Annotated in this window: 25 protein-coding genes; 6 read left to right on the forward strand and 19 right to left on the reverse strand. The window is 61.2% G+C overall.

The features are described 5' to 3' along the window. Positions 1-22: 22 nt before the first annotated feature. Complete coding sequence (locus tag AC4GMC_RS05090; protein WP_058123030.1) at positions 23-370, reverse strand: thermonuclease family protein; 348 nt, start codon at positions 368-370, stop codon at positions 23-25. A gap of 94 nt (positions 371-464) precedes the next feature. Here AC4GMC_RS05090 and AC4GMC_RS05095 point away from each other — a divergent pair, with 94 nt between their 5' ends. After that, positions 465-674: a hypothetical protein gene (locus AC4GMC_RS05095; protein ID WP_487878116.1), complete on the forward strand. Its 210-nt coding sequence runs from the start codon at positions 465-467 to the stop codon at positions 672-674. 176 nt (positions 675-850) lie between these two features. On the opposite strand, the gene dapE is transcribed toward AC4GMC_RS05095, so the two are convergent. Beyond that, the gene (dapE, locus tag AC4GMC_RS05100) at positions 851-1993 is read right to left on the reverse strand and encodes a succinyl-diaminopimelate desuccinylase (RefSeq protein WP_487878109.1); all 1143 of its coding nucleotides are present in this window, start codon (positions 1991-1993) and stop codon (positions 851-853) included. 9 nt (positions 1994-2002) lie between these two features. After that, positions 2003-3259: a DNA polymerase IV gene (locus AC4GMC_RS05105; RefSeq protein ID WP_487878110.1), complete on the reverse strand. Its 1257-nt coding sequence runs from the start codon at positions 3257-3259 to the stop codon at positions 2003-2005. Positions 3260-3354: 95 nt separating this feature from the next. Between AC4GMC_RS05105 and AC4GMC_RS05110 the strand changes: the two genes are divergently transcribed. Next, positions 3355-4248 (forward strand): SPFH domain-containing protein, encoded by an 894-nt coding sequence (locus AC4GMC_RS05110; protein ID WP_487878111.1) that lies wholly within the window; start codon positions 3355-3357, stop codon positions 4246-4248. Beyond that, positions 4248-4520, forward strand: coding sequence for an NfeD family protein (locus AC4GMC_RS05115; RefSeq protein WP_487878115.1), 273 nt, complete (start codon positions 4248-4250; stop codon positions 4518-4520). The genes AC4GMC_RS05110 and AC4GMC_RS05115 overlap by 1 nt, the downstream gene beginning before the upstream one ends. A gap of 80 nt (positions 4521-4600) precedes the next feature. On the opposite strand, the gene pyrF is transcribed toward AC4GMC_RS05115, so the two are convergent. From pyrF to tsaD, 5 genes are all read right to left on the reverse strand, one after another. Beyond that, positions 4601-5317 carry an orotidine-5'-phosphate decarboxylase gene (gene pyrF, locus AC4GMC_RS05120; protein ID WP_487878112.1) on the reverse strand — a complete coding sequence of 239 codons (717 nt, stop codon included), beginning with the start codon at positions 5315-5317 and terminating at the stop codon, positions 4601-4603. Positions 5318-5417: 100 nt separating this feature from the next. Beyond that, positions 5418-5855 (reverse strand): EVE domain-containing protein, encoded by a 438-nt coding sequence (locus tag AC4GMC_RS05125; RefSeq protein WP_487879234.1) that lies wholly within the window; start codon positions 5853-5855, stop codon positions 5418-5420. Beyond that, on the reverse strand, positions 5834-6103 hold the full coding sequence (locus tag AC4GMC_RS05130) for a YciI family protein (protein ID WP_487877915.1): 270 nt from the start codon (positions 6101-6103) through the stop codon (positions 5834-5836). The genes AC4GMC_RS05125 and AC4GMC_RS05130 overlap by 22 nt, the downstream gene beginning before the upstream one ends. 3 nt (positions 6104-6106) lie before the next feature. Beyond that, positions 6107-7066 carry an NAD(P)H-dependent glycerol-3-phosphate dehydrogenase gene (locus tag AC4GMC_RS05135; RefSeq protein WP_487877914.1) on the reverse strand — a complete coding sequence of 320 codons (960 nt, stop codon included), beginning with the start codon at positions 7064-7066 and terminating at the stop codon, positions 6107-6109. Continuing rightward, positions 7063-8142, reverse strand: a complete 1080-nt coding sequence (gene tsaD, locus AC4GMC_RS05140) for a tRNA (adenosine(37)-N6)-threonylcarbamoyltransferase complex transferase subunit TsaD (RefSeq protein WP_487877913.1) — start codon at positions 8140-8142, stop codon at positions 7063-7065. The genes AC4GMC_RS05135 and tsaD overlap by 4 nt, the downstream gene beginning before the upstream one ends. Positions 8143-8220: 78 nt before the next feature. On the opposite strand from tsaD, the gene AC4GMC_RS05145 reads away from it, so the two are divergent. The 3 genes from AC4GMC_RS05145 to AC4GMC_RS05155 all read left to right on the forward strand — a co-directional run bounded on the left by AC4GMC_RS05145 (position 8221) and on the right by AC4GMC_RS05155 (position 11799). Then, the gene (locus AC4GMC_RS05145; protein WP_487877912.1) at positions 8221-8922 is read left to right on the forward strand and encodes a uroporphyrinogen-III synthase; all 702 of its coding nucleotides are present in this window, start codon (positions 8221-8223) and stop codon (positions 8920-8922) included. Positions 8923-9015: 93 nt separating this feature from the next. Continuing rightward, positions 9016-10299, forward strand: a complete 1284-nt coding sequence (locus AC4GMC_RS05150; RefSeq protein ID WP_487877911.1) for a COG4223 family protein — start codon at positions 9016-9018, stop codon at positions 10297-10299. A 9-nt stretch (positions 10300-10308) separates the two neighbouring features. Further along, positions 10309-11799 carry a heme biosynthesis HemY N-terminal domain-containing protein gene (locus AC4GMC_RS05155; protein WP_487877910.1) on the forward strand — a complete coding sequence of 497 codons (1491 nt, stop codon included), beginning with the start codon at positions 10309-10311 and terminating at the stop codon, positions 11797-11799. 63 nt (positions 11800-11862) lie between these two features. Here AC4GMC_RS05155 and AC4GMC_RS05160 read toward each other — a convergent pair whose 3' ends face one another. The 11 genes from AC4GMC_RS05160 to AC4GMC_RS05210 form a co-directional block, all read right to left on the reverse strand. Beyond that, entirely contained in the window at positions 11863-12798 is a 936-nt protein-coding gene (locus AC4GMC_RS05160) for an XdhC family protein (RefSeq protein ID WP_487879374.1), read from the reverse strand. Further along, the gene (locus tag AC4GMC_RS05165) at positions 12791-13243 is read right to left on the reverse strand and encodes an SRPBCC family protein (protein ID WP_038005780.1); all 453 of its coding nucleotides are present in this window, start codon (positions 13241-13243) and stop codon (positions 12791-12793) included. Before AC4GMC_RS05165 ends, AC4GMC_RS05160 begins: the two co-directional genes overlap by 8 nt. Positions 13244-13405: 162 nt before the next feature. Next, positions 13406-14188 carry an XdhC family protein gene (locus tag AC4GMC_RS05170; RefSeq protein WP_487878422.1) on the reverse strand — a complete coding sequence of 261 codons (783 nt, stop codon included), beginning with the start codon at positions 14186-14188 and terminating at the stop codon, positions 13406-13408. Further along, positions 14185-15366 carry a vWA domain-containing protein gene (locus AC4GMC_RS05175; RefSeq protein ID WP_487878423.1) on the reverse strand — a complete coding sequence of 394 codons (1182 nt, stop codon included), beginning with the start codon at positions 15364-15366 and terminating at the stop codon, positions 14185-14187. Before AC4GMC_RS05175 ends, AC4GMC_RS05170 begins: the two co-directional genes overlap by 4 nt. 31 nt (positions 15367-15397) lie before the next feature. After that, entirely contained in the window at positions 15398-16273 is an 876-nt protein-coding gene (locus AC4GMC_RS05180; RefSeq protein ID WP_487878424.1) for an AAA family ATPase, read from the reverse strand. A gap of 51 nt (positions 16274-16324) precedes the next feature. Beyond that, positions 16325-18754, reverse strand: a complete 2430-nt coding sequence (locus AC4GMC_RS05185) for an aerobic carbon-monoxide dehydrogenase large subunit (protein WP_487884293.1) — start codon at positions 18752-18754, stop codon at positions 16325-16327. Further along, the gene (locus tag AC4GMC_RS05190) at positions 18751-19245 is read right to left on the reverse strand and encodes a (2Fe-2S)-binding protein (RefSeq protein WP_058122819.1); all 495 of its coding nucleotides are present in this window, start codon (positions 19243-19245) and stop codon (positions 18751-18753) included. The genes AC4GMC_RS05185 and AC4GMC_RS05190 overlap by 4 nt, the downstream gene beginning before the upstream one ends. Before the next feature lie 11 nt (positions 19246-19256). Then, positions 19257-20111, reverse strand: a complete 855-nt coding sequence (locus AC4GMC_RS05195) for an FAD binding domain-containing protein (RefSeq protein ID WP_487876153.1) — start codon at positions 20109-20111, stop codon at positions 19257-19259. Between the two features lie 112 nt (positions 20112-20223). Then, positions 20224-21375, reverse strand: a complete 1152-nt coding sequence (locus AC4GMC_RS05200) for an MHYT domain-containing protein (protein ID WP_487876154.1) — start codon at positions 21373-21375, stop codon at positions 20224-20226. A gap of 137 nt (positions 21376-21512) precedes the next feature. Next, positions 21513-24017, reverse strand: coding sequence for a trypsin-like peptidase domain-containing protein (locus AC4GMC_RS05205; protein ID WP_487876155.1), 2505 nt, complete (start codon positions 24015-24017; stop codon positions 21513-21515). 84 nt (positions 24018-24101) lie between these two features. After that, positions 24102-25862 (reverse strand): peroxidase family protein, encoded by a 1761-nt coding sequence (locus tag AC4GMC_RS05210; RefSeq protein WP_487876156.1) that lies wholly within the window; start codon positions 25860-25862, stop codon positions 24102-24104. Between the last annotated feature and the right edge of the window lie 78 nt (positions 25863-25940).

Below are 25940 nucleotides of genomic sequence, written 5' to 3' on the forward strand. Positions count from 1 at the left end.
GGGGCGTCGCAGTGCGGCGCCCCTAGTTTTTTGCGCGATCCCGCTGTCGCGCCTCATAGGCGTCCCAAACGTGCATGCGCCCCTTCTGACGCGCGTCCGCCAGCCAGAGTTTGCGGCGCAAGCCATCGGCTTCTAGTGCGCGATACCGACCATTGGAAAACTTGGGCCAATCCAGCGCAAGGCCCAGCTTGACCATTTCTGCCGAAAGATCGCGGCCATCGTCCAACGTACATCGCGCGACACAGCGGCCATGGTCGTCCTCGGCGATGATGTGTGCATGTACCCGCTCACCTTTGCACAGCTTGAACAAGGCCCATTTGGCAGTCTTGCCATGGGGGTGGTTAAACTCTGGAGCGTCAACGCCAAACAATCTGATCTCACGTTTCTTTATCCGAAGGCTATCTCCATCAATGACATAAGCTGCCCCGACGAGGACTTCACGAGGCTGCACCGGGGGCGTCACCTTGATTGGTGCGGATTTAGGCGGGATTGGTGACTGTGCTGGCGCTTTGATTTGCGACGTTTCTGTCGCCACCGTCTTTGCCGAGGCAGCCACTGCGGGTGGTTCAACCGATATGGGGTCCGGCGCGCTTGGCCCTATGTGGCGCTCCGCTTTGGGCGTGGGGGCACTATTCTGCGGCGGCGAAGGTGTTTTGCTGGATCGCAGGCTCTGAATGATCGCTATCAAGCCAAGCGCGAATGCTACGCTGAGTACTAACGATAGCGGGTCCAATGGCGTCTCCGGCTGGCGTTGGGCATAATGTGCCGTGCCAGCCGAACGTAGCACCCGCCTGAGCGCCCACCCTAGTTAAATCTCAATGAGATATCTAAAGAGCGTGCGGATTATCAGCTAGTTTGAAAAATAGTCGCGCAGGATCGAGGTGTAGATGCCCTTCAACTGGCTGATCTGCTCAACACGTACGCGCTCATCCACGGCGTGCATCCGATGCCCCACAAGACCGAACTCCACGACCGGGCAGTGGCGCATCACAAACCGCGCGTCCGACGTGCCGCCGCCTGTGGACATTACGGGCACGCGGTTGGTTTCGCGTTGTACCGCGCGCGCGACCAGATCGGTCAACGGCCCGGGCGGGGTAAGGAAGCTTTCGCCTGACACCCGCGTCGTCATCGCAATGCTAACGCCAAATTCCGCCGCCACTTTGTCTGCTTCCGATTGCAACCAATCGGTTAGCGACGCGCTTGTGTGGATGTCATTGAAACGGATATTGACGGTGCCCCGCGTTTCAGCGGGAATGACATTGGTCGCGGTGTTGCCCGTGTCGATCGTGGTGACCGCTAGGGTCGATGGATCAAAATGCGCATTGCCCTGATCCAGCTCATGACGGCTAAGCCGGTCCATCAGCGTGACCAAAGCTGGCATTGGGTTCAACGCCTTGTGCGGATAGGCAACATGGCCCTGCGTGCCGGTCACCGTAAAAAACGCTGAGATTGAGCCGCGCCGCCCGATCTTCATCATGTCGCCCATGTCCGTGGCTGACGTCGGCTCGCCCACTAGGCAATCGGTCATCGCCTCGCCCTGCGCGGCCATCCAGTCCAGCAAGGCCACGGTGCCGTCCGTTGCGGGGCCTTCTTCATCCCCGGTAATCGCAAGGATCAGCGCGCCGTCGGGCGGGGTGTCGCGTACAAATTCAACTGCGGCTGCAACAAAGGCCGCAACACCGGATTTCATGTCCGTCGCGCCGCGCCCGTACAGCCAGCCGTCCTCAATTTCCGCGCCAAAGGGTGCCTTGGTCCACTCATTCACGTCACCCAATGGGACCACATCCGTGTGCCCGTTGTAGCCAAAGGTGCGCGCATGGCCTTTGTCACCCCAGCGGGCAAACAGGTTTGACGTCTCGCCCCGGTCGACGCGGGTACATGTGAACCCGGCTTCCTCCAATAGGTCTTGCAGCAAGACAAGCGCGCCACCCTCCTCTGGCGTAATAGAGGGGCAGCGAACAAGGCGGGCGGTCAGGTCAACAGGATCAATCATAGCGCCTGCCTAGCGCAAGGCGCGCCCCTTGAGAATAGCCCCCTCGCCAAAACGCGCGCGGATTTTGTCGGTGGCCCGTTCCGCGTCGGCCCGCTTGCCCGCGTCAGGGTCCAACAGATCGGCGGTGCGATCCGCACCCTCAGCGGGCTCCAGATCGGATATCCCGACTCCCAACAACCGGAACGGCCCGCGCACGCCCGCCGCATCATACAGCCCCTTGGCTGTGCGATAGATCCGGTCGGCCATCTGCGTGGCATCCCCCAGCGAAAGCCGCCGCGTGATTAGGGCAAATTCCGCAGTCTTTAGCTTTAGCGTCACGACCCGCCCCGCGATCCCCTTGGCCTTGGCCCGGTCGCTCACCTTTTCTGCTAACCGCCAAATATGGCCATCCAGCACGTCACCATCCGCCGTATCGTCATGAAATGTCGTCTCATTTGAGATCGACTTGACCGGCGTGCGGGACGACACCTTGCGCGGATCCTGGCCTCGGCTCAGGTGCCATAAACGGTCACCCATACTGCCAAATCGCGCACCCAGATCGGCTCGATCCCAGCGGCGCAAGTCCGCAAATGTGCGGATGCCAGCGGTCTCCAGTGCGTCTTGCCCGGCGGGGCCGATGCCAAAAATCATCCGAACCGGCTTGTCCTGCAAAAATGCATCCGTTTCCGCTGCACCAATCACCGCAAACCCCTGCGGTTTATCAAGGTCCGAGGCGATTTTTGCCAAGAACTTGTTGTGCGACAATCCAATAGACCCGGTGATCCCGATCTCGTCACGCATACGCTTCACCAGCCGCGCCAGCATTACTGCAGGCGGGGCGCCATGCAGCCGCGCCGTACCGGTCAGGTCCATAAACGCCTCATCCAATGACAGTGGCTCGACTTCCGGGGTCAGCTCTTCCATCAAGGCCCGCACCGTGCGTGAGACTTCGACATAGACCTCCATCCGCCCCCGCACGACCACAGCCTCGGGGCACAGCTTAATCGCTTGAAACATCGGCATTGCAGACCGCACGCCCTTGATCCGTGCAATGTAGCAGGCGGTCGATACAACCCCGCGCCGCCCCCCACCGATGATGACCGGCTTGTCAGCCAGTTCCGGATTGTCGCGCTTTTCGACGCTGGCATAAAACGCATCACAATCCATATGCGCGATGCCCAAATCCCACAATTCCGGGTGTGACAGCAACCGGGGCGAGCCACACGATGGGCACCGCCGGGGAGCAGCCTCTAGCTGGGCCAAACAATCGCGACAAAGGGTGGGCATAGCCTAATCTACCCGCAACGCCCCCCGCGCAGCAATGGGTTCCGCAACAGGTGTGAACGCCCTATATATACCCATGGGGCATGTTGGAGAGCATTATGAACATTGAAGATATCCTATTGGGCTTTGTCGGAAACAACGCGGTTTGGATCGTGCTGGCCGGTTTTATTATCACAACGATCCTTCTTGGCGTACGCATCGTGCCCCAATCCGAAAAACACGTGGTAGAGCGGTTTGGCCGCCTTCGGTCGGTACTTGGGCCAGGGATCAACCTGATTGTGCCGTTTCTGGATAAGGTCGCGCACCGAATTTCAATCCTCGAACGCCAATTGCCAAACGCCAGCCAAGACGCGATCACCGCCGACAACGTGTTGGTGCAGGTGGAAACATCGGTGTTCTACCGCATCACCGAGCCTGAGCGCACCGTCTACCGCATCCGTGACGTAGACGCCGCTATCGCCACGACCGTGGCGGGCATCGTCCGGGCTGAAATCGGCAAGATGGAGTTGGACGATGTGCAGGCCAATCGCTCAAGCCTCATTCATGAGATTAAGATCGCGGTTGAAACAGCCGTGGATGACTGGGGGATTGAGGTCACTCGCGCCGAACTGCTGGACGTGAACCTCGACCAAGCGACCCGTGATGCGATGCTCCAACAGCTGAACGCCGAACGCGCCCGCCGCGCCGCCGTGACAGAGGCTGAGGGCGCGCGCCGTGCCGTCGAACTCGCCGCCGACGCAGACCTTTATGCCGCCGAACAAGCGGCCAAAGCCCGCCGTGTCCAAGCCGATGCCGAAGCCTACGCCACCCAAGTCGTTGCACACGCGATCAAGGAAAATGGCCTTGAGGCGGCCCAATATCAAGTCGCTCTCAAACAGGTCGAAGCTTTGACCGCGCTAGGCGCGTCACAAGGCTCCCAAACCGTGGTCGTCCCAGCCTCCGCAATGGATGCTTTCGGTGAGGCCTTCAAAATGCTGCGGGGTCGCACGTGATGCTCTGGGCCACGTGGTGGATCTGGATCGTCGCGGCCATTATCCTCGGCATCCTCGAAATGCTGGCACCCGCATTCGTTTTGCTGGGCTTCGCAATCGGGGCGGGGCTGGTCGGCGCAGGCCTCGGCCTTGGCGTCCTGACCGGGGTCAGCCTGTCCGCACTTATGGCCATCTTCGCCATCGCTTCATTGGCCGGTTGGATCGCCCTGCGGCTGATGTTCCGGGTCAAAGGCGATAAGCCCAAAACCTTCGACTACGACATTAACGACTAGCCAAAGCTCTTTGGTTTAAAAATATCCCGGGGGAGGCCCGTTTGGGCCGGGGGCAGCGCCCCCTCCGCCCTAGCAGTTCATCAAATGGACCGAAGTTCCTCAACAACCGCCTGCGCGGCGATACGCGGATCGGTGGCTGTGTGGATCGGGCGGCCCACAACGATGTGGTCGGCCCCATCCCCAATCGCAGAGGCAGGCGTCGCCACGCGCTTCTGATCGCCCAAGGCCGCACCCGTAGGCCGCACACCCGGCGTCACAATCAACCGGCCTTTGGCTTCGGGCAACGCTCGGATCAACGCCGCCTCATGGGGTGATGCAATTACCCCGTCAGCACCGGCCTCCAGGGCGCGTCCGGCGCGTTCCACGACCAAGTCGCCAATTGCGCCGTCCTTGATCATGCAGGCGTCCAAATCGGTCCGGTCCAAGGACGTCAGCACTGTTACCGCAAGGATTTTCAGGTTCGATCCCGCAGCCCCTTCTTTGGCCGCCCGCACCACGTGTGGGTCACCATGTACCGTTAAAAAATCGATATCGAATTGTGCCAAACCACGCACAGCGGCTTCAATCGTATTCGAGATGTCAAAAAGCTTCATGTCGAGGAAGATCTTCTTGCCGTGCTCGTCCTTTAGCTCATTGGCCAGTGCAAGGCCGCCGCCGGTCAGCATGCCTAGACCGATCTTGTAGAATGATACCGCATCGCCCAACCGCTCAGCCAAGGCCAGACCTGCCAGCGCGTTGGGCACGTCCATCGCCACGATCAGGCGGTCATCAGCGGGTGTTTGAGTTTGGTCGGTCATGGCATCGGCTCCGGGGTCAGGTCGCCGCTCTCCTACGCCGCCGTGCCGGGTGGTGTCCAGTGAAGTGGTGCTCAAAACAATGTATACATTGATGTATACGTTATGCTCCGGCCATTCGCAGGACCTCAGCCCACTCCTCTGGTGTGACGGGCTGGACGGACAATCGCGGTGACTTCACCAATGCCATGTCTGCTAGCGCGGGGTTGGCTTTGACCTCGGCCAAGGTGACGGGGCGGGGCAAAGGGCCTTTGGCGCGGATGTCCACACATTCCCAGCGTGGATCATCCGTACTGCTGTCGGGGTGAGCAAGGGCGCAGACCTCGACAATGCCCACCACTGCTTTTTCATCCTGCGAATGGTAGAAAAATCCCAAGTCACCGACCGCCATGGCCCGCATGAAATTGCGGGCCTGATAGTTGCGCACGCCGTCCCATTCTTCACCCTGATCGCCTTTGGCGACCTGATCGGTCCACGACCAAACGGAGGGTTCAGATTTAAAGAGCCAGTGCGCCGCCATCAGCCGATAACCCGGTTCCATGCCTCAATCCGAACGTCTGCGAACAGATCGGCTAGCTTGTAGGGGTCGGCGGCGGCCCAGCTTTCGGCGGCGGCGCGGTCCGCCACGTCCAAAATCACCAAAGACCCGCACATATCGCCGTTTGCGTCCAGAAACGGCCCCGCTTGCGTGACGTTCGTGGCCTTGAGGTAGGCCACGTGATCGGCGCGGTTGGCTTGGCGGACCTCTAAGTGGTCGGGTTTATCGGTGCAGATGACAACATAAAACATGGGTTATTCCTCTTTCAGGCGCCTGCTGAGCAAGCGGGACATAGCATCTTTGACGGTGATTTGGCCCGTGACAATCGCGGCGGTCACGGCAGTGATCGGCAGGTCCAGCCCTTCGGCAGTGGCGCGGGCGTGCAGGGCTTGGGCCGTGGCGCGGCCTTCGACAGTGGCGTTGGCAGGGCTGGTCCCGGCCCCCAGTGCAAGCCCGTAGGTATAGTTGCGTGATTGTGCCGACGTGCAGGTCAAAGCCAGATCGCCAAAGCCTGACAATCCCTGAAGCGTCTCGGGCTGTGCACCGACATGGGCCGCAAAGCGCTGCATTTCGGCGAACCCGCGTGTCATCAATGCCGCCCGCGCGCTTTCGCCCAAGCCAGCGCCCATCGCACAGCCGCAGGCAATCGCGATGACGTTCTTAAGCGCGCCACCCAGTTCGACCCCGGTCACATCCGTGGTGCGGTATAGCCGCAGCGTCGGTGTGGATAGCGCGTCCTGAAGTAGGGTTCCGGCGGCGTCATCCGCGCACCCAAGGCTAAGCGCGGTTGGCAGTCCGCGCGCGATGTCGGCGGCAAAGCTGGGGCCGGACAGAACAGCGGGTGTCACATGGGGCCACGCGCTTGCGATGATCTCGGCTGGGCCGGTCAAACGGGTCCGGTCGATCCCTTTGCAACAGGCTACGGCATAGCGCGCTGAGAGCCCAGTCAGGGTCGGTAGCGTGTCAGCCAACGCCTGCATGGGCATGGCCAGCAACAGCACGTCACAGTCCGACAAGCCGTTGATATTGCGTGTAATATTGATTGAATCAGGCAGGGTAACACCGGGCAGCCGCGGTGCGGTGCGGGATGTGGCGACAGCCTCCATTCCCGCGCGACCCCACAACCAGACGGGGCCGTTTGCCGCCAGCGATACGGCCAAGGCCGTGCCAAATGCACCTGCGCCCACAACGCCAATTTTAGGGCCTGTCTTCATGCCTTGGCCCCCTTTTTGCCCGACCCAAGCAGCGCGGGGCTGGTGGTGTCCAGCGGCCAGCGGGGGCGCGCCGCTAGGGTCATGTCGTCGCGCGCGCCAAGCGCCAAACGCTCTGCGCCGGCCCATGCGATCATCGCGGCGTTGTCGGTGCACAGGTGCAAGGGCGGGGCGCAGAACGGCAGGTTCGCTTCCTCTGCCAGTCCGGTGAGGCCGGCGCGCAGGGTTTGGTTGGCCGCGACGCCACCGGCCACGGCGAATGTTGTGGCATCTGGGCAGAGCGCCAATGCGCGGCGGCTTTTGGCAATTAGAACGTCCCGGACCGCGGTTTGGAATGCGGCGCATAGATCAGCGCGCACGGCTTCGTGCAGGCCACCGTCGCGCGCGATCACTGCATCGCGGGCGCGCAGGACAGCCGTTTTGAGGCCCGAGAAGGACATGTCACAATTGGGTCGGTCCAGCAGGGGGCGGGGCAGCGCAAACGCCTTTGGGTCGCCAGAGCGGGCCGCCGCCTCTACCGAAGGGCCGCCGGGTTGCGGCAGGCCCAGAATGCGCGCGGTTTTGTCAAATGCTTCTCCGGGTGCGTCATCAATAGTGCCGCCCAAACGGGTGAAATCATCGGGTCCATCGACGCGCAGAAACTGGCAATGCCCACCCGACACCAGCAGCATGACATAGGGAAAGGCGATGCCGTCGGTCATGCGCGGGGTCAAGGCGTGCCCCGCGAGGTGGTTGACCCCGATCAGCGGCAAGCCGCGCGTTGCAGCCAATCCCTTGGCGCACATCACGCCCGCCAACACACCGCCGATCAGCCCCGGCCCTGCGGTCACGGCAATGGCGTCGATGGCGTCTAGGGTCACTTCGGCCTCTTGCAAGGCGGCCTCAACCGCGAGGTCGATTTTCTCGGCGTGAGCGCGGGCCGCGATTTCGGGGACGACGCCGCCGAAATCCGCGTGCAAAGCGGTTTGGCCATAGACCACCGACGATGCGATTGGTGCAGGCGCGCCATAGCGGACGACCGCGCTTGCGGTGTCGTCGCAGCTGCTTTCGAGCCCCAGAACTGTCAGCACTTGTGCCATGGGCCTCCTTCGGTCAGCCTAGGGGCAGGTAACATCGGGACCCCGCGCTGACAATGGGGCCCAAACGGAGACACCCGCTTGCATTTGCTTTTGACGCGTCCTGCCTTGGCTTCGGCTCGCTTTTTGGCGGGGCTAGAGGCGGCTATGGGCCGTGAGGTGCCTGCCGTGGTATCGCCTTTGCTGCGGATCGAACCGAGTGGGCCGTTGCCTGATTTGGCAGATGGCGATGCGGTGATTTTTACGTCCGAGGCCGGGGTGACGGCATGGGCCGCGCTGGGTGGTCGGGCTGGCTCGCGTGCGTGGTGCGTAGGCGCGCGCACGGCTGAGGCGGCGAAAACGTTGGGGTTTGAGATCGCTGGCATGGCCGAAACCGCCGATGCCTTGGTTGAGATCGTGACGGAGCCGGGCCCGGTGATGCATTTGCACGGGCGGTTCACCCGAGGCGATGTGGTGGGGCGGCTGCGGGCGCAGGGACTTCGGGTGTCTGGCCATTGTATCTATGACCAAGTGGCGCAGGCGTTGTCCGATGAGGCCCGTAGGATTTTAGGGGCGAAGGGCGCGATATGTGTGCCGCTGTTTTCGCCCCGAACCGCAGAGATTTTTGCCAAGGCGTTGCCAACGTCTTTGCGTGCCACGCTTTTTGTGTGTGCCATGAGTGAGGCTGTTGCAGAAGCAGCCGCCGGGATACAGGCGGCTGATTTGCGCGTCGCCGCGGCCCCCACGGGGGAAGCGATGCGTAAAGAAGTGGCAAATTGCCTGACCTCTCGCCACGTCACTTGAGACATTAACCGAAGCGGACTAAGCTTATGACTCGGTGGGTGTCAATTATTGGTGACACGTGCGCGTGTACATTTCGGAGGGGGTCCGTCAGTCGTGACGAAGTCGTCTAAATCAAAGGCCTCAGAGAAGGCGCACACAGAAGAAGCCGAAATCGTGGGTGATGCGGTTGAGGTATCTGAGCCCAGCCAGAACCCGGATATGCCCGAGATCGAAGATGCGGTCAGCGCCGATGAGGCTCTTGATATGGTTGAAGACGCTGTGTCTGAGCCAGAGATCGATGCGGTTGAGGATGCCGATGTGCCGGGTGCTGAGCCGGTGGATGAAAACCCGATGGTTGAAGACGTCGAGACGCCCGAGATTGAAGCCGAAATTGAAGCCGATGTCACGCCTGAACCCGCGCCACCGGCCCCCGAGCCTGAGCCAAAGAAGAGCGGATTTGTACCGCTTTTGTTGGGCGGGGTGATTGCGGCGGGACTTGGTTATGCGGTGCCGACCTATTTAATGCCACAAGAGAACGCAGCTGTCGTGGCGCTTCAGGCGCAGGTGGCTACGCTGGAAACCAGCGTGGCCGAGGCGGATGCCCGCGCTGCTGAGGCCCAGGGCCAAGCCCAGACAGCCAGTGATGCCGCCGCCGCGATTGCGGTGCCGGATGTTGCCCCGCTAGAGCAAGCCGCTGCAGATTTGACAGCGCAGCTTGCGCAGCTAGAAGCCCGGATTGCAGCACTAGAGGCGCGACCCGTTGGCGATGACAGCGGGATCACCGAGGGTGATTTTGCCAATCTGCGTGCGTTGTTGGCAGAGCAACAGGCAGCGAGTGCGGCCTTGACCGCCGACATGCAACGTATGGCCTCGCTTCAGGCGGAAGGTCTTGCGAATGCGGAGACCGAGGCGCTGAATGCGGCCCGTGCAGCCCAAACCGCAGCCGCGTTGCAGGTTGTGCGCACGGCGCTGGAAACGGGTGAGCCGTTTGAGACCGCTCTCGCGACACTTGAGAATGTGCCAGATGCGCTGAGCGCTGTGGCTGCCGATGGGGTCGCCACTGCCGAGAGCCTGCAAGACGCCTTTCCAGATTTGTCGCGTGCATCGCTGGCGGCAGCGCGGGCAGCCGCAGCCGAAGGTGATGCGGCAGGCAGCATCTTGGCCTTTGTACAAAAACAAGTGGGTGCACGGTCTGTGACCCCACGCGAAGGGGACGACCCCGACGCGGTTCTGTCCCGCGCCGAGGCCGCTGTACGCGCCGCTGATTGGGGCACCGCACTGACCGAGATCGCCGCGTTGCCCGAGGCCGCGCAGGCCCCGCTGGCAGAGTGGCGCACGGCCGCGCAAACCCGCGCCGCTGCCACCACCGCTCTTTCTGATTTTGAAGCCGCAAATTAAGGATCTTTTATGCTTTGGACCCTTTTGAAAATACTCGTCTTTGTGGCTTTGGTCGGCGCGCTGGCCTTTGGGGCGGAGTTCTTGATCGCCTCAAGCGACTATATCCGCATCGTGCTTTTGGGCACAGAATACACGCTGCCACCGCTGATCGCGGTGATCTCGCTGGCGGTTTTGCTGTTGGGTATGTGGTTGTTGCTAAAGGTCGCGGGCCTGTTGGTCGCGCTTTTGCGGTTTATCAACGGAGACGAAACGGCGCTTTCGCGGTATTTTGACCGGAACCGGGAAAAGCGCGGGTATGAAGCCTTGTCCGATGGGATGATGGCTTTGGCCTCGGGGGATCACCGAGCCGCGATTTCCAAAGCGCAAAAGGCTGAACGCCTGCTGCGCCGGCCTGATCTGACGACCCTTTTGACGGCCCAAGCCGCCGAAGGTGCCGGCGACACGCTGACGGCTGAAACCGCGTATAAACGACTGCTGCAAGAAGACCGCACCCGGTTCGTTGGTGTGCGCGGGTTGCTGTCGCAGCAACTGGCGGCGGGACAGACCAACAAGGCGATGAAGCTGGCGGAGAAGGCCTTTGCCCTAAAGCCGCGCCACACCGAAACGCAGGACGTTTTGCTAAAGCTACAGGCGCAGGACGAAAACTGGGTCGGTGCGCGCCAAACTTTGACGGCCAAGCTGAAATCCGGTTCCTTGCCTAAGGACGTGCATAAACGCCGCTCGGCGGTATTGGCGCTGGCCTCGGCGCGGGATGCCTTGGCGCAGGGCAAAACCGATAGCGCACGGGCCGAAAGCCTAGAGGCGAACCGTATGTCGCCCGATTTGGTGCCCGCAGCGGTGATGGCCGCACGGATGCATATCGACAGCGGCAACGCCCGTGCGGCAACCAAGGTCCTTAAGGCCGCGTGGAAATCCCAGCCGCATCCAGACCTCGCGGCAGCCTTTGCCCAGATCGACGCCGATGAGACGCCACAGGCACGGATCAAACGGTTTGGGCCGCTTCTTAAGCTGATGCCCGGCCATGCTGAGACCAAGCTGCTTGAGGCCGAGTTGCAGATTGCGGCTGAGGATTTCGCCGCAGCACGCCGTGCGATGGGCGACATTGCCGAGACCCAACCAACCACCCGTGCGCTGTCGCTGATGGCGGCGATTGAGCGGGGCGAAGGTGCGGATGATGTGGTCGTGCGCGGCTGGTTGGCGCGGGCGCTGACCGTATCGCGCGGGCCGCAGTGGTGTTGTGATGCCTGTGGCAATGTTCAGGGTGTTTGGGGGCCGCTGTGTGACGAATGCGGCAGCTTTGACACGCTGGCATGGACCGAGCCCAAGACATCAGGCGATGCGCCTGCGTTGAACACCGAGATGCTGCCATTGATCGTGGGTGCCCTTGAAAACAAAGCCGCAGATGAGCCTGAAGTGGTCGATGCACCTGAGCCCGAAGATGCGGTTGTCGAAGGTGAAGCGACCGCTGTCCAAGAGCCTGAACCGGCAACGTCCCGCTAGGCCCGTGCAGATCAAAAGTCGCCCCGTAGCTATCAGCGGGGGCGGCTTTTTCATGTCCGATGGTCAAGCCGCGCGTTGGTTGCGGTGGATAATTCGGGGCATGTGCGTGACGACCTCTGCAATCGCGGAAATCGCAATCAGTTGGGCGTCCCGCAGGGAAGGGATCATCCCGATGGGGCCGTGCAGCCGGGTCAATTGTGCCTCGGACACACCTTTTTCACGCAGCAGCATCATCCGGAGGGACATCGCGTTTCTGCTGCCTAGACTGCCGATAAAGGCCGCGTTGGTGCGCAGGGCTTGTTCCAGCAGCGCCGGTTCCCAATCGTGGTCGTGAAACAGGGTCAAAAACGCGCTGTGATCATCTAGGTAATCCAGCGCGGGGGCGTGCTCTGGCGAGCTAAGGCTGTGACTATGGGCGAAGACGAAGGGGGCGATGGCCTCTAGGTCCTCGGGGTCGGGGGACAGCGCGCCGATCTCAAACCCGGCGGCATGGGCGGCCTTGGCAGTGGCGCGAAAAACCGCGCCGCGCCCGGCGAGGATCAGTTGAAACTTGGGGGTATAGGTGAATGTGCGCGGGGTCGCGCCCTCGGGCAAGGTGACGGTCAGGTCGGCGGGCCTGCGCGCCTGCAATGCCGCGTGTGCGGCCATGATCGCGGCGTGGTCCGGTGCGGGGTCAATCACCGCCTTGAGCGAGCCGCCGCAGGGCAGTTTGAGGTCCAGATAGGGCGAGCCTGCGCCGTAGTGCAAAAGGCGTTTGGTGCCTGTGTGTAAGGCTTCTTGGGCTTGGAATTGGAGGTCGCGGTCAATGCAGCCATTGGACAGGTAGCCGATCATGCGTCCGCTGGCCTCAACCAAAGCGAGCGAGCCCAATTCCCGCGCGGAGCCGCCCTGAATTTCGACTGACGTGATCAGCGCAAAACGCGTGTCGGCCTTAATCAGGCGAGCGGCCTGCGCGATCACATCGGCAGGCTGCTCAATATAGTCGATGGGTTCAGCCAACAGTTTCGGTGTCCACGACTTCGGCGAATTTTGTGAAAAACTTTGATGCCAGTTTCTTGGATGTGCTGACGATCAGGCGGCTGCCCAATTGCGCAAGTTTGCCACCGATTTCAGCTTTGGCTTCATAGCGCAGGATCGTGCTGTCACCGTCGGCGGTGAGCGTCACGTCTGCGCCGCCTTTTGCGTGGCCCGCAGCCCCGCCTGTGCCCTGACCGGTCAGCGAAAATGCATCTGGCGCGCCGGTGGTATCCAGCACGACGTTACCTGCAAACCGCGCCTTTACGGGGCCGATTTTCAGAAGGACCTTGGCCTCTAACTCGGTGTCAGAGTGCTTGATCAGCTCTTCGCAGCCGGGGATGCATTGTTGCAAAATTTCGGGGTCGTTCAACGCGGCATAGACTTGGTCCTTGGGGGCGTTGATTGTGATTTCGTCAGAGAGTTCCATTGCGTGTCCTCGTTAGCAGCAGGGAAATTTGATACGGGCGATTTGATCCGACTGCTCAGGCGTCATGAGGCATGAACGCCGCAAGCGGGACAAGAGGTCTTTTAACTTTAGCATATTTGGATCTCCTGTGGGGTCGGAAAAAAGGGGTGATTGGGGGCGGGGTTATTCGGGCGTGGTGTCGCGCAGGGCCGCGCGACGCACTGAGACAAGCTCCGCCAGAATGGACAACGCGATTTCTTCGGGTGTGACCGCGCCGATATCAAGGCCAGCGGGGGCTTTGACAGCCGCGATTACCGCGGGATCAATGCCTTTGGTGGCCAGTTTCGCGGACAAGGACGCGTATTTGCGGCGACTGCCGACAAAGGCCACATAGTCCGGTTCGGCCTCTAGGGCGCGGGTGAGGGCGTCCAGATCACCGGCGCCTTGGGTTGCGATCACGATGATCTTTTTGCGCGTGGGGTGGGTTTCGGCGATTTCAGGGCTGACGGACCATTGAAACTCTGACGCCAATCTCGACAGTGCCTGCGCCACGGGTGAGGCACCGATCACCGTCAGTTGCGGCACAGGCAGGTAGGGTTCGATAAAGATGTCGATGCTGCCCTTGGAGGGGCAGCCATTTCGCGCAAACCGCGTGCCTTCGATTTCATCGCCGGGGGCCACGCCCTTTTCGGCCAGCAGTTCCTCTGGCGCGACCGAGATCAGCTGCGGCTGACCGCTTTGCAGCGCCTCAAGGGCGGCGCGTTTGACGGCCCCGCGTGTGCACCCGCCCCCAAGCCAGCCACGTAGGATGGTGCCATCCGCGCTGAGCACGGCCTTGGCACCCGGTTTGGCGGCCGTGGCACCTGCGGTCCGCACGATGGTGGCAAACGCGAACGGGTGATCGCCGCGCTTTAGGTCCGTGACGACCTCGGCCATGTCACTGGGAAGGGTTTCAAAGAACGTCATAGGTGCACGAGCTCCCTTTCGAGGGCGGCCAGATCGCCAAGGGTATTGGCGGCTTTGAACAGGTCCAGATGCGGAAGGGCAGCGGCCATGCCTGTGGCCACTGGCGCGTAGTCGGCCCATCCCTTGAGGGGGTTGAGCCAGATCACCCGCGCGCCGCGTTTTTTGATCTTGGTAAGGGCGGCACTGATATGAGCGGGTGGCGCGGTGTCATAACCATCCGACAGGATCATCACGACACTGCGCCCATCCACAAAGCGTTTGGCGTATGTATCGGCGAACCGTTCGAGCGAGGGGCCAATGTTGGAGCCGCCGCCAAAGCCATCCGCCATCAGAGACATCCGACCAATTGCCCGCATGGCATCGCGGTCGCGCAGGGCGTCGGTGATGCGCACAAGACGGGTATGAAACAGGTAGGCGTCGGCCTGCGTATCGGCCCGCATCAGGCCCGCAAGGAACGCCATGAACACCTGCGCGTACACTGTCATTGAGCCAGACACGTCACACAGTGCCACGATTTTGCGGGTTCGGTCGGGGCGCTTTTTGCGCAGAATTTTGACAGGCTCACCTCCAGTGGCAAGGCTGGCGCGGATGGTTTTGCGAAAATGAATGCGGTCACCTTTGCGCGCGGCGATGCGCCTGCGGGAGCGTCGGTCGCGCAGGGCGGCCCCAAGACGGCGTGCCACCTCCTCGGCCTCGGCGATATCTTCGGCGCGGACCAAGTCGCGCAGGTCCTTGCGCATCATGTTCTTGACCACGGTGGCGATCAGTTTGCCCTCACCGTCGCTTTCGGCTTCGCCTTCGCCACTGTCGGGGGCGGTGGATTGCCCCGAGCCGCCAGCATCCTGCCCCTGTGCCTCGCGGGAGGAGTGGATATCGTCACTGTTTGGGGCTTTGAGGGTGGGCGTCGTTTTGGAGCGGACGCGGCCTGCATCCAACCAAAAGGCGTCGAATAGGGCATCGAACCGCTCGGCCTCATCCTTGCTACCGGTGCAAACCGCCTTGAGTGCGCGGCGAGATTGGTCGGGCCATGTGGCATCCACATGGGTCAGGGCGGTCAGCGCGGTGTCGGCCTCTGCCACGCCCAAGCGTAGCCCGTTTTCGCGCAGATGCGTGATAAAGCCGGACATACGGGCAGCCGGACCCGGATCGCGGCCCGCGAATTTGGTAACGCGGGTCATGCCGCGCCGCCATGTATGCGGGGTGGGTGGCTCATGCGGCTTTCCCGGCGATGCGCTGGGCGACTTCGGTGGTAATGTTCGCCTGATCGCTTTGGGTTTTCAAAAGCGTTGTGAGGGTCGATTGCAGAACACGCGGATCACTGGTGATGTCCGCAATGCCCAACCCCATAAGGGCGGCGGCGAAATCCAACGTCTCGGCGATGCCGGGGGTTTTCTCCAGCTCTTCTTTGCGCAGCGTTTGTACAAAGCCGATAACCTGATCGGCGAGGCGGGCTTCGATCGCGGGGCAACGCGCCTTGAGGATCGCCAATTCGACGGATCGCTCGGGGTAGTCGACATAGGTGTATAGACAGCGACGCCGCAGTGCGTCCGACAGGTCCCGCGTGCCGTTGCACGTCAGGATTACGATGGGCCGCGATGTGGCCGTGATGGTGCCAAGCTCTGGGATTGAGACCTGAAAATCCGAGAGAATTTCGAGCAGATAGGCTTCAAATTCTTCGTCGGCGCGGTCGATTTCATCGATCAGAAGGACGGGGGGCGTGGGGCGGGTGATGGCCGCCAAAAGTGGGCGTTCCAGTAGGAATTCACGCGAAAAGATGCGGGCTTCAACGGATTTTCCGGTCTCACCATCTTCGGCGGCGGCGCGGATCGTTAGCAACTGGCGCTGGTAGTTCCATTCATAGATGGCCTGCGCGGTGTCTAGGCCTTCGTAGCATTGCAGGCGGATGAGTTCCGCGTCGCGGTTGGCGGCAAGTGCGCGGGCGACTTCGGTTTTGCCCACGCCCGCGGCGCCCTCAAGCAGCAGGGGGCGGCCCAGCGAAAGCGCGAGGTGCAGAGCCACCGCCAGATCGTCGGAGGCCACATAATTTTCCCGCGCGAGGTCGGTTTGCAGATCGGTCCAGGTCATATCGAAACTTCTTGGTGGGGGGCGCGAAACCGCCGCGCCCCCAAGGTGGGTTTACCCGTGCAGGCCGAGATCATTTGCGGTCTTCCAGATCCGCCAATGGTCGTGTGGCATGTTCGTATGGCGCAGACCGAAGGGCCGGAAGGCATCTTGGACCGCGTTCGAGAAACATGGCACGCCGCCCACGTGGGGGCTTTCGCCCACACCTTTGGCCCCGATGGGGTGGTGCGGCGACGGCGTCACGGTGTGATCGGTTTCATAGTTGGGCACTTCCCATGCGGTAGGCAGGAAGAAGTCCATCAGCGTCCCGGTCTTGACGTTGCCTTGGTCGTCGTAGGCGATCTCTTGGCCCAGTGCCACGGCGAGCGCTTCGGTGAGACCCCCGTGTACTTGGCCTTCGATGATCATCGGGTTGATCCGCGTTCCGCAGTCATCCAGCGCATAGAAGCGACGGATGTCTGTGACGCCGGTGTCCACGTCGATGTCCATGACGCAGACGTAGGCGCCAAAGGGATAGGTCATGTTGGGCGGATCGTAGTAGCTGACCGCTTCTAGACCGGGCTCAATGCCGGGGATGGCTTGGTTATAGGCGGCGAAGGCAATTTCCTTCATCGTCTTGAACCGCTCCGGCGCGCCTTTGACCACAAACCGATCCACGTCGAATTCCACGTCGTCGTCGTGGACTTCCAACAGGTAGGCCGCAATCATTTGAGCCTTGGCCCGGATTTTGCGGCCTGCCATTGCCGTCGCCGCGCCCGCCACTGGGGTAGAGCGTGAACCATAGGTCCCAAGACCATAGGGCGCGGTGTCGGTGTCCCCTTCTTCAACCGTGATGCTGTCGGCAGGCAGGCCGATTTCCGAGGCAAGGATCTGCGCAAAGGTTGTTGCGTGGCCTTGACCCTGAGAAATCGTACCGAGCCGGGCAATCGCGGACCCCGTGGGGTGGATGCGGATTTCACAGCTATCGAACATGCCCAGCCCAAGGATGTCACAGTTTTTGACCGGGCCAGCGCCGACAATTTCTGTGAAGAAGCTCAGGCCAATGCCCATGATTTTGCGTGTTTCGCCGCGCTTAAACGCTTCGACCCGTTCGGCTTGCTCGGCGCGCAAACCGTCATAATCAACGGCCTTGAGCGCTTTGTCCCACGCGGTGTGGTAATCGCCGCTGTCGTATTCCCAGCCAAGCGCACTTTGATACGGGAACTGGTCTTTTTTGATGAAGTTGATCCGACGCAGCTCTGCGGCGTCCATGTTCAACTCGATCGCCAGAACCTCAATCATCCGCTCGATGAAATAGACGGCCTCTGTGACCCGGAATGAGCAACGATAGGACACGCCGCCGGGGGCCTTGTTGGTATAGACACCGTCCACGGCTAGATAGGCGGTGGGGATGTCGTAGGACCCGGTGCAGATGTTCATGAACCCGGCAGGGAACTTGGTGGGATCGGCGCAAGCATCAAAGCCGCCGTGGTCTGCGGTGACGTTGCAGTGCAGGCCGGTGATCTTGCCCTCTTTGGTGGCCGAGATTTTGCCGGTCATCCAGTAGTCGCGGGCGAAGGCGGTGGTCATCAGGTTGTCCATCCGGTCTTCGATCCATTTGACGGGGCGTCCCGTCACGATGGAGGCCACGACCGAACACACATACCCCGGATACGCGCCTACTTTGTTGCCAAAGCCGCCGCCGATGTCGGGCGAAATCACGCGGATGTTGTGTTCCTCTAGGCCCGAGATCAGGGACACGATGGTCCGGATCGCGTGGGGCGCTTGGAAGGTGCCCCAAAGTGTCAGCTTGCCGTTGACCTTGTCCATCGAGGCGACGCTGCCGCATGTTTCCAGCGGGCAGGGGTGCGTGCGGTGGTAATACATGGTCTCAGTCGCGACCACGTCGGCCTCATCGATCACCTGCTCGGTGGCTTCTTTTTCGCCGACTTCCCATGTGAAGATGTGGTTGGGGTGCTTGCGCGGACCGTGGGCGCCATCGGTGGCTTTGCCGTTTTCGTCCACGGTGTCTTCGCGCAGGACCACGTCAGATTGCAGCGATTTGAAGGGGTCCACGATCACTGTCAGTTCTTCGTAGTCGACCTCAACGGCTTCAATCCCGTCAGCCGCTGCATAGCGGTCTTCGGCCACGACGAACGCGACTTCTTGGCCTTGGAACAGCACCTTGCCGTCCGCTAGAACCATCTGCTTGTCCCCTGCGAGGGTTGGCATCCAGTGCAGGCCAAGGGGTGCGAGGTCTTCGGCGGTCAACACGGCCAACACGCCGGGCACCTTGAGCGCGGCTTCGGTGTTGATCGACTTGATCCGGGCGTGCGCATAGGGAGAGCGCACGAAGTCGCCAAAGAGCATGCCGTCCAATTTGATGTCGTCGACGTAGTTGCCTTTGCCTTGGGTGAACCGGGCGTCCTCTACGCGCTTGCGCGAGCAGCCCATACCCTTGAGGTTGGCGACCCGATCGTCGCGGCTGGTGATTTCGTCTTTCATTCTGCGGCCTCCTTCGCGGCGTTCATCTCGGTCGCTGCGGCGCGGATGGACTTCACGATGTTCTGGTATCCGGTACAGCGGCACAGGTTGCCGGCCATGCCGAAACGGATTTCGTCTTCGGTGGGGTTGGGGTTTTCCTCCAACAGTTTGGCCGCGCGGGTGATCATGCCCGGGGTGCAATAGCCACACTGAAGTCCGTGATGTTCTTTGAAGGCTTCTTGCAGGGGATGCAGGCTGTCGGGGTTGCCGAGACCTTCGATGGTCGTGACATCCGCGCCATCGGCTTGGGCCACGAACATGGTGCAGGCCTTGACCGATTTGCCGTCGATTGTGACCGTGCAGGCGCCACAGTGGGATGTTTCGCATCCGATGTGGGGACCAGTGATGTTGAGCCGCTCTCGCAGCGTGTAGATCAGCAGTTCACGGGGCTCCGCAAGGAACTCTTCTTGCTTGCCGTTCACTGTGAGTGAGATGTGCATTTTCTTGGACATGTGTCGTTCTCCTAGGCCCGGGACCAAGCACGCTCGATCGCGCGGGTGAGGATGACGCCTGCGACATGGCGCTTGAACGCCACGGGGCCGCGGTTGTCTTCCGAGGGGTCGATGTCGGCCAACATGGCGTCGACGGCTGCTTTGAGGGATGCGGCATCAAGGGACGTACCTACCAGTGCGGCGGCGGCGTCTTGGGACCAGATGGGCGTATCGCTTAGGTTGGTCATCGCGATGGATGCAGCGGTGCAGGTGTCACCGTCTTTGGTGATTTGGACTGCGGCGGCGGCCGTTGCGTAGTCGCCAATCTTACGCTTTTGTTTTTCATAAGCGTAGCCGCCCTTGGGCGTTGGGATGGTGACGGCGGTCAGGATTTCTTCGTCCTCGCGGGCGGTCATGTAGGCCGCTTCATAGAAATCACGCGCGGCGACGGTGCGTTCACCATCTGGACCGACCAGTGTGAAGGTCGCGTTGAGGCACTGCATCAAGCCGGGCATGTCGTTGCCGGGATCGCCGTTAGCGACGTTGCCGCCCACGGTGCCCATGTAGCGGACCTGGGGATCGGCGATTTGCAGCGCGGCTTCACGCAGAATGGGTGCAACAGCGGCAAGGCCGTCGTGGTCGATGATGTCGTGCTGTGTTGTCATTGCGCCAATCGTGATCGCGTCGTCTGTGACGGTGATCCCGGACATCCCTGGTATGTCCTGAAGATCGATCAGATGCGGCACATCGGCCATACGCAGTTTCATCATTGGGATCAGGCTGTGCCCGCCCGCAATGACACGCGCATCATCCCCATGTTCTTCTAAAATCGAGATCACGCCACTGAGGTCTTTGGGGCGATAATACTCAAAAGCTGCCGGAATCATCCGCGCTCCTCCCTTACTGTTGTTAGCTTCGTTTTGGGGAGAGCATGGTTAACGCTTGTGGCGAGTGCTTGTGTAAACACGCGAAATTCGCGGCTATTGCACGAAATGCGCCCTAGTCTGCACGAAGTGCGTTTGCACTCGCAGCAAGTAAGTCCTGTGTGAGTTTGATCTTAGAACGACTCACTGGGGCGGGCGGAAGAGCCTCGCATTTGAAGGTGCAGCGGCCCTTGTCTTTGCTCCGCTCAAACCGCACGACCTTTGCCAGATTGATCAGGTAGCTGCGGTGCGTTTGCAGGAACCCGGCGTCCGACAACCGCTTGGCGGCTTCGGTCATGGGCCAGACACAGAACAAGCGATCACGGTCTGTGTAGAGTTGGGTGTAGTGGCCGTCGGCCCGGATAAATGACACATCATTGGCCGAGACAAAGACCTTGCCGCCCTCCCGCTCACACGGGATTTGCAGGCTGGATGGCGTGGTGGGGTGGGGTGTGCTTGGCGGTTGGGTGACCTCGGGCGCGGGTTTGGTGCGGGGCTCTATCGGGGCTGCGTCCAGATAGGTGGTGCTGACCCATAAGAACGCGCCAAAGATCACAAAACTTGTCAGGATCACGCCAATGGCGAGGAACTCATTGCTGATGGCGGGGCCAAATACGTCCGTCTGTGGTTGGGCGATGAACTGGGTCCCGGCCATGGCCAAGAAGTGGACCGAGACGACAGCGACCCCAAAACAAACCGTGCCCAGAAAGATGTTGCGATTGGTACGCCGATTGTACGCGATCCAGACCGCAAGCATGCACAGCGCGATAGCCACAACCGAGGACAAAACCACGCCGGGCAGGGAATAGACTGCGCGGCAAAGCTCTAGCCCGGCCATGCCGATGTAGTGCATCACCAAGATGCCCGCGCCGATCATCGCGCCTGCGCTGAGGATGGTTGTGGGGGTGCGTTCCATAAAATGCAGCACGATCAGCGCGCCGCCAACGATCAGAATGCCGGTCAGCGCGGACAACAGCGTGATTGCAGCGTCATAGTAAAATAGCACCGGCAGTTGCAGGCCCAGCATCGCAACAAAGTGCATCGACCATATGCCGCCGCCCAAGGCAACAGAGGCCAGTGCCACGGCCACTTTCTTTTGGCCCGCTGTTTTTCGGGCCAATGAACGCGTCAATGACAAGCCAGTGAAGCCCGCGACCAATGCCACCACAACGGACATCAGAACGAGGGCTAGGTTATGACTGAATTCTTCCACTCCCATGCGTGACATTAAATGGTGCAAAGATCGACATAAGGCAAATGCCGTTTTCGCGTTTGGCGGGGGTATGCGGCGGTGGGCGCCCGATGTTGTTGGCCGCAGCTCTTGGAAAAAGAGCTGCGGCTTGGCCCGAATGGTGGGCCAATGGGTCAGCTACGTGGGGGAGAAACCACGGAGTTTGACCGATGAGGGGGACGAACGGCGGCTTGGCCGATGCTGATGTGTAGTGGCAACGTGACGGTATGACCGCTGGGGTCGAAGGGCGCGTTGGGCGCGCGTTCGGTCACCGTGGATGGTGTCGGAAAGGTTCCATCGCGAGCGGCTTTGCGTCCGCGCGCTAATACATCCTCAATCAGGTCCGCGCCGGGCTGGCCCTGTGTCGTCAGGTGTTCTGGCAGACCCTCTAGGTGGCGCACGATGCGTGACACGCGGATGCCCTCATTGGCAATCCAAACAACGGTGCGCATTTCTGGGTCCGTCAGCGGGTTCCATGGTGCGCCGCTGTGGGTCAGGTACTGCCCGTTTGCAGTTTCGTCCGGGACGCCCGAGTGGTGCAGCGCAATCACCTCCCACAGGTCGCTGAAAACCGGTGCGCCGGATGACCCCGGCTGGGTGTCACCGGTGTAATGGGCCACGAAATCCGGGTCAGCGGGCAGCGCACTGAGCAGGCTGTCGCGAAAGACCACCTGTTTGCGTCCAGCAAGCGGGTGCTGGATGATGTTAACAGGTTGGCCTTTGCGGATTTTGCCCTCCACCCCAATGAGCGGGAGGAACCCGAACTCATCAATCGCGGCACCGTCTTCGGCCAAAGGCGCGACAGCCACAACGGCCAGATCAAGGCGCGCGTCGGCATAGAACAGACGGTGTGGGTCTAGTGCAAAGGAGTGGCCTTGGGCTTCGCGACTGTCGATCTCTAGTTCATAGCGGAACTGCACTGCGGCACGATCTGCCTGCAACGCAGTGGCCAGCACGTGGTGGTTCGTGATCAACACACCCGGCGCGATCAGGAACCCGGTGCCAAAACCCCGACCTGTGTCACGTGACACGATGCGCCCCACGGCGCGGGCCGCGACCACGGCGCGTTTGATGAACATAACTGACAAGAATTCCTCGGCCTCGCCGATCACCCGTTCAAGGATGGGAATGACCGGCAGATCGGGGCCTTGCAGTTCGACCATGTCGCGGCGCGCGCCCTCAAGTTGGCGCGAGATTTTGCGCGCCTCATGGGTGGTGCTGGCGGCATCGAGTTGATTGATAAGCCGCCGTGCATAGGCATCCAACCGCTCGGGCGTTTCGGCCTGAAGGGGGCGCGCCTCTGCTTGGCTTTGACGGACGGTTTGACGTTCGGGGTCTGAGGCGCGCCACCGCAACGCGGCATCGCGTACGACCTCTGCCGTATACCCATTGGCGCTGGGCTGGGTGCGGGTTTGGGAGCTGTCCACCGGGTCCATTTCGCGCGAGAGGAATGAGCCGGCAAAAGCGGTCTCATCGCGGGTGTCGATGTCATGGTCTGCTTCGGCCCGCAGGGTTTCTGATGTGACGGTCCGGCGCAGCGTTTCGAACGCAGAGGCGGGCGGCGCGGTGGGTAGGGCGTTGGTTGCACCGCTTTGGGCCAGTTCGATCGTGGCCGCGATCACGTCGGAGGCGTTGCACAAACGGCCATGCTTTCCTTCTGCATAGAAGCGGGGCACGGTGCCCATTTCCGCCAAATCACGGGGCACAGTGCCATCGCCGTCTTGGGACTGGGTGTATTCAAAACCCGCGTCATCGGCAGTGGCCGAAACTGTGGTCAGTGCGCCCACGCCGATGATCTGTTGAAACCGGTCGTCCGGCGCGGGCAGGGCACGCGCGGCTTTAGCGGCTTGGGTCAGGGCGGTTTGCTGCGGGGGCAGGGCGGTTTTGGGCCAAGACTTACGGTTGAATGCGTCTTGGTCCGGGCGCAGATTATGCGATGGCAGGAGTTCAACTAAGCCGGGAAAGCCCCGCAGCGTGCCCTTGACGATATCGGTCCGGTCTTGGGTCAGATCGACGGCGGCCAGTGCGCGGACCATCCCGTGGCTTAGGTCAAACACTTGCATCGGCGCGTAGGAGCCAAAGTTGGGTGTGCCGATGGTGATGACACGCGAAATCATCCTGCGGTTCGGATCCTCTGCTGCCATTTGTCGGGCCACCAACCCGCCCATCGAGTGGCACACAAGCGTGACATCCGACAGGCCGCGTTTGGTGAGCTGTCGCATCAGTGCACTGCCCGAAACGGCAGGCGATTGGCGCCAATCATAGGGCAGAAATTCTGTATCAAAACCCGCCAGTTTGAGCCGCAGGTACATCTTGAAATAGGGGGCTAGAACGGTGCCGTTCGCCACAACAGTGGAGCCCCATTTCAGCTTGCTCAAACCTCCGGTGGTGATGTCCACGGGGTCGATCCAGACGTGATAGGGCTGGCCGTTTTCAATCACGCTTAGCCGTGATCCCATCATGCCGGGCAGAAACATCACCTTGGGGCGGCGTGTTTCAAAGGGGTTGAGATTGGCCTCTGCTGCGCGGGCTAGACCCGTCAACTCATCATAAAGGGGGCTGCCAAAGTGCGCCCGTAATTCGGTTTCACGGGTGCCGGTGCGCAGCCAGCTTTCGATCTCGGATAGATCATTTTGCATTGTTCTTCTCCCCGGACGGTGGCGTTGAAATGAGGGTGATTGGGGTGGGCTGGTCCGGTCGCGGTGCCGGGCCAGCCCCGGGGCTCACGCCAGAACTGCTGCAAAGCGCATCCAGTTTTCGATACTGTCTATCGCTTGTCCGTCTCGCGTGCGCAGGGGGCTTTGGGAGGGGTGAAAGCCCCGTGCAAGTGCGCTGTCGGCGTCATCCATGAGCGCGCCAATAAAGGTTGCCGCCACGATCCAGCTGCCCATTTCGCCCAAGCCTTCGCCCGGTGCGGCCTCAGCCTCTGCGAGGATATAGAACCACAGTGGCGTCGCGCTGTTCATAGGATGACCCGCGAGAAATGCGGCTAGATCGGGCTTGGTGGACACCCAGCTGGCCACGTCCGTTTGGGGGCCAGATGTCACCGCACCGATGGCCTGTAGGTGGGCGTGCAGCGCTTGGCCCGTGGGGATGCGGAGGCTTTTGCCGCGGCGCAAGTTTCGCCGAGCGAGGTGACGAAACAGTTCGCGCAGGGGGACGGGATCGTCTGGGTCAGTGCCTTCGTTTACCATTGCGCCCAAGGGCGGCGCGATGACTGTATCCACTGCGCGAGCCACGCGCTGTGGTTTGCCGTCGGTAAAGCTGCCATCCGCATTCACAAAGCGGGACCAGTCAATGATCCAGTTCTGGGGAATGCTCGTTTCGTTTAAGCCAAAGCTTGCCCCAAGCCCGCCGCCGCCTGTGAAGGCAAAGATTTGGTCAAATGGCGCTTGGCCATTCGGGCGACCGAAGCTGTTGTTATAGTCGTAGATGTTGCGCACCATCGAGTGGCCAAATCGGAACGCGGCGACGGAAAATTCCAGTGGGATTACATTGCCCACAACGCGGCCCGGATTGCGCGCGGCATATGCGGCGCGGAAGGCATCGTAGTGGCTGTTGCGGGTTTCAATAATGCGCTGAACCACGTCTGGGTCGCACATGTCCTTGAGGTATCCGTGCACCACGAGCCATTGATAGTGCAGTGTTGTCAGGGTTTTGGCAGCCTCAAAGTCAGGCACCCAAGCCGTGTCATTCTCGGTCAGAAAATCGACGACCTTGTTGTGGAACCGCAAAAAGCTGAGGTGGAATTGCGCGATGATAATGTTCTCATCGTTGCGCATATCACCGATCAGGGCGCGTTTGGGCAGGCCGTCTGTGAACTTGGCAAATTCCTTGTCGTCCATTTGGGCCCGCGCGATTTCGATGGCGGCGTCACGGACTTTTTGCTCAACCTGGTGAAAGCGTGGAAGATCACGGTGTGGGTCTAGCGCATCGGGCAGATTGCCCAAGGGAGCGGCTGTGCCCACGCGCATCTTGGCGGTCAGTGTCGGGTGACGCAGGCCTGTGCGCAGGATTGCGGCGGCCTTTTGTGCGGCCTCGCTTGGAAAGGGGCCGATGGGCACGCCGCCATAGACGCTGTCGAGATCAAAGCGCGGAGTGCGCGCGTTCTTGAGGTTTTGCTCAATTTCGGGGCCGGTCATTGATGGCGTTGCGTTCACAATGGTGGTGATCGCGCTTTCGCGGTCCGTGCGGGCGGTAAGCTCATGGTCAAGAAACTGACCCCAATAGGTTAGAACAGGGGCAAGTGGGGCGTCAGGTGTTGCGTCGATGGCCTCTGATTCCGGGACCATCAGTGTGCCGAGCGTATCCAGATCGGCGTCAGAAATATCATAGCCGTGCTGGCTGGGGTCGCCGCCGGGGGGCAAGAGATAGCCAAAATCAGCCGCTTCATCGACGGCGATGTCACCACCAACAGGCGAAAGGGCCTCAATGGTGGATGTTTTCGCGGCGGCCCCACCGTGGGTTTTCATATGAAAATTCATGTCTTTTCCCTCAGGTTTTTGAGGGCGCCGCCGGATTAGTCGTCTGAGCGATTGTGGGGCAGCGCCTAATAAGACCTA

Source organism: Thalassobacter sp. (assembly GCF_982993085.1).

What these genes read in the sequence shown, in the direction of transcription:
- AC4GMC_RS05110 (WP_487878111.1), top strand. Translation starts at nt 3,355, where the DNA reads ATGAACATTGAAGATATCCTATTGGGCTTTGTCGGAAACAACGCGGTT.
- AC4GMC_RS05155 (WP_487877910.1), top strand. Translation starts at nt 10,309, where the DNA reads ATGCTTTGGACCCTTTTGAAAATACTCGTCTTTGTGGCTTTGGTCGGC.
- AC4GMC_RS05165 (WP_038005780.1), bottom strand. Translation starts at nt 13,243, where the DNA reads ATGGAACTCTCTGACGAAATCACAATCAACGCCCCCAAGGACCAAGTC.
- AC4GMC_RS05135 (WP_487877914.1), bottom strand. Translation starts at nt 7,066, where the DNA reads ATGAAGACAGGCCCTAAAATTGGCGTTGTGGGCGCAGGTGCATTTGGC.
- AC4GMC_RS05200 (WP_487876154.1), bottom strand. Translation starts at nt 21,375, where the DNA reads ATGTCACGCATGGGAGTGGAAGAATTCAGTCATAACCTAGCCCTCGTT.
- pyrF (WP_487878112.1), bottom strand. Translation starts at nt 5,317, where the DNA reads ATGACCGACCAAACTCAAACACCCGCTGATGACCGCCTGATCGTGGCG.
- AC4GMC_RS05105 (WP_487878110.1), bottom strand. Translation starts at nt 3,259, where the DNA reads ATGCCCACCCTTTGTCGCGATTGTTTGGCCCAGCTAGAGGCTGCTCCC.
- AC4GMC_RS05205 (WP_487876155.1), bottom strand. Translation starts at nt 24,017, where the DNA reads ATGCAAAATGATCTATCCGAGATCGAAAGCTGGCTGCGCACCGGCACC.
- AC4GMC_RS05210 (WP_487876156.1), bottom strand. Translation starts at nt 25,862, where the DNA reads ATGAATTTTCATATGAAAACCCACGGTGGGGCCGCCGCGAAAACATCC.
- AC4GMC_RS05190 (WP_058122819.1), bottom strand. Translation starts at nt 19,245, where the DNA reads ATGTCCAAGAAAATGCACATCTCACTCACAGTGAACGGCAAGCAAGAA.
- AC4GMC_RS05125 (WP_487879234.1), bottom strand. Translation starts at nt 5,855, where the DNA reads ATGGAACCGGGTTATCGGCTGATGGCGGCGCACTGGCTCTTTAAATCT.
- AC4GMC_RS05180 (WP_487878424.1), bottom strand. Translation starts at nt 16,273, where the DNA reads ATGACCTGGACCGATCTGCAAACCGACCTCGCGCGGGAAAATTATGTG.
- AC4GMC_RS05175 (WP_487878423.1), bottom strand. Translation starts at nt 15,366, where the DNA reads ATGACCCGCGTTACCAAATTCGCGGGCCGCGATCCGGGTCCGGCTGCC.
- AC4GMC_RS05170 (WP_487878422.1), bottom strand. Translation starts at nt 14,188, where the DNA reads ATGACGTTCTTTGAAACCCTTCCCAGTGACATGGCCGAGGTCGTCACG.
- AC4GMC_RS05130 (WP_487877915.1), bottom strand. Translation starts at nt 6,103, where the DNA reads ATGTTTTATGTTGTCATCTGCACCGATAAACCCGACCACTTAGAGGTC.
- AC4GMC_RS05115 (WP_487878115.1), top strand. Translation starts at nt 4,248, where the DNA reads ATGCTCTGGGCCACGTGGTGGATCTGGATCGTCGCGGCCATTATCCTC.
- tsaD (WP_487877913.1), bottom strand. Translation starts at nt 8,142, where the DNA reads ATGGCACAAGTGCTGACAGTTCTGGGGCTCGAAAGCAGCTGCGACGAC.
- AC4GMC_RS05185 (WP_487884293.1), bottom strand. Translation starts at nt 18,754, where the DNA reads ATGAAAGACGAAATCACCAGCCGCGACGATCGGGTCGCCAACCTCAAG.
- AC4GMC_RS05195 (WP_487876153.1), bottom strand. Translation starts at nt 20,111, where the DNA reads ATGATTCCGGCAGCTTTTGAGTATTATCGCCCCAAAGACCTCAGTGGC.
- dapE (WP_487878109.1), bottom strand. Translation starts at nt 1,993, where the DNA reads ATGATTGATCCTGTTGACCTGACCGCCCGCCTTGTTCGCTGCCCCTCT.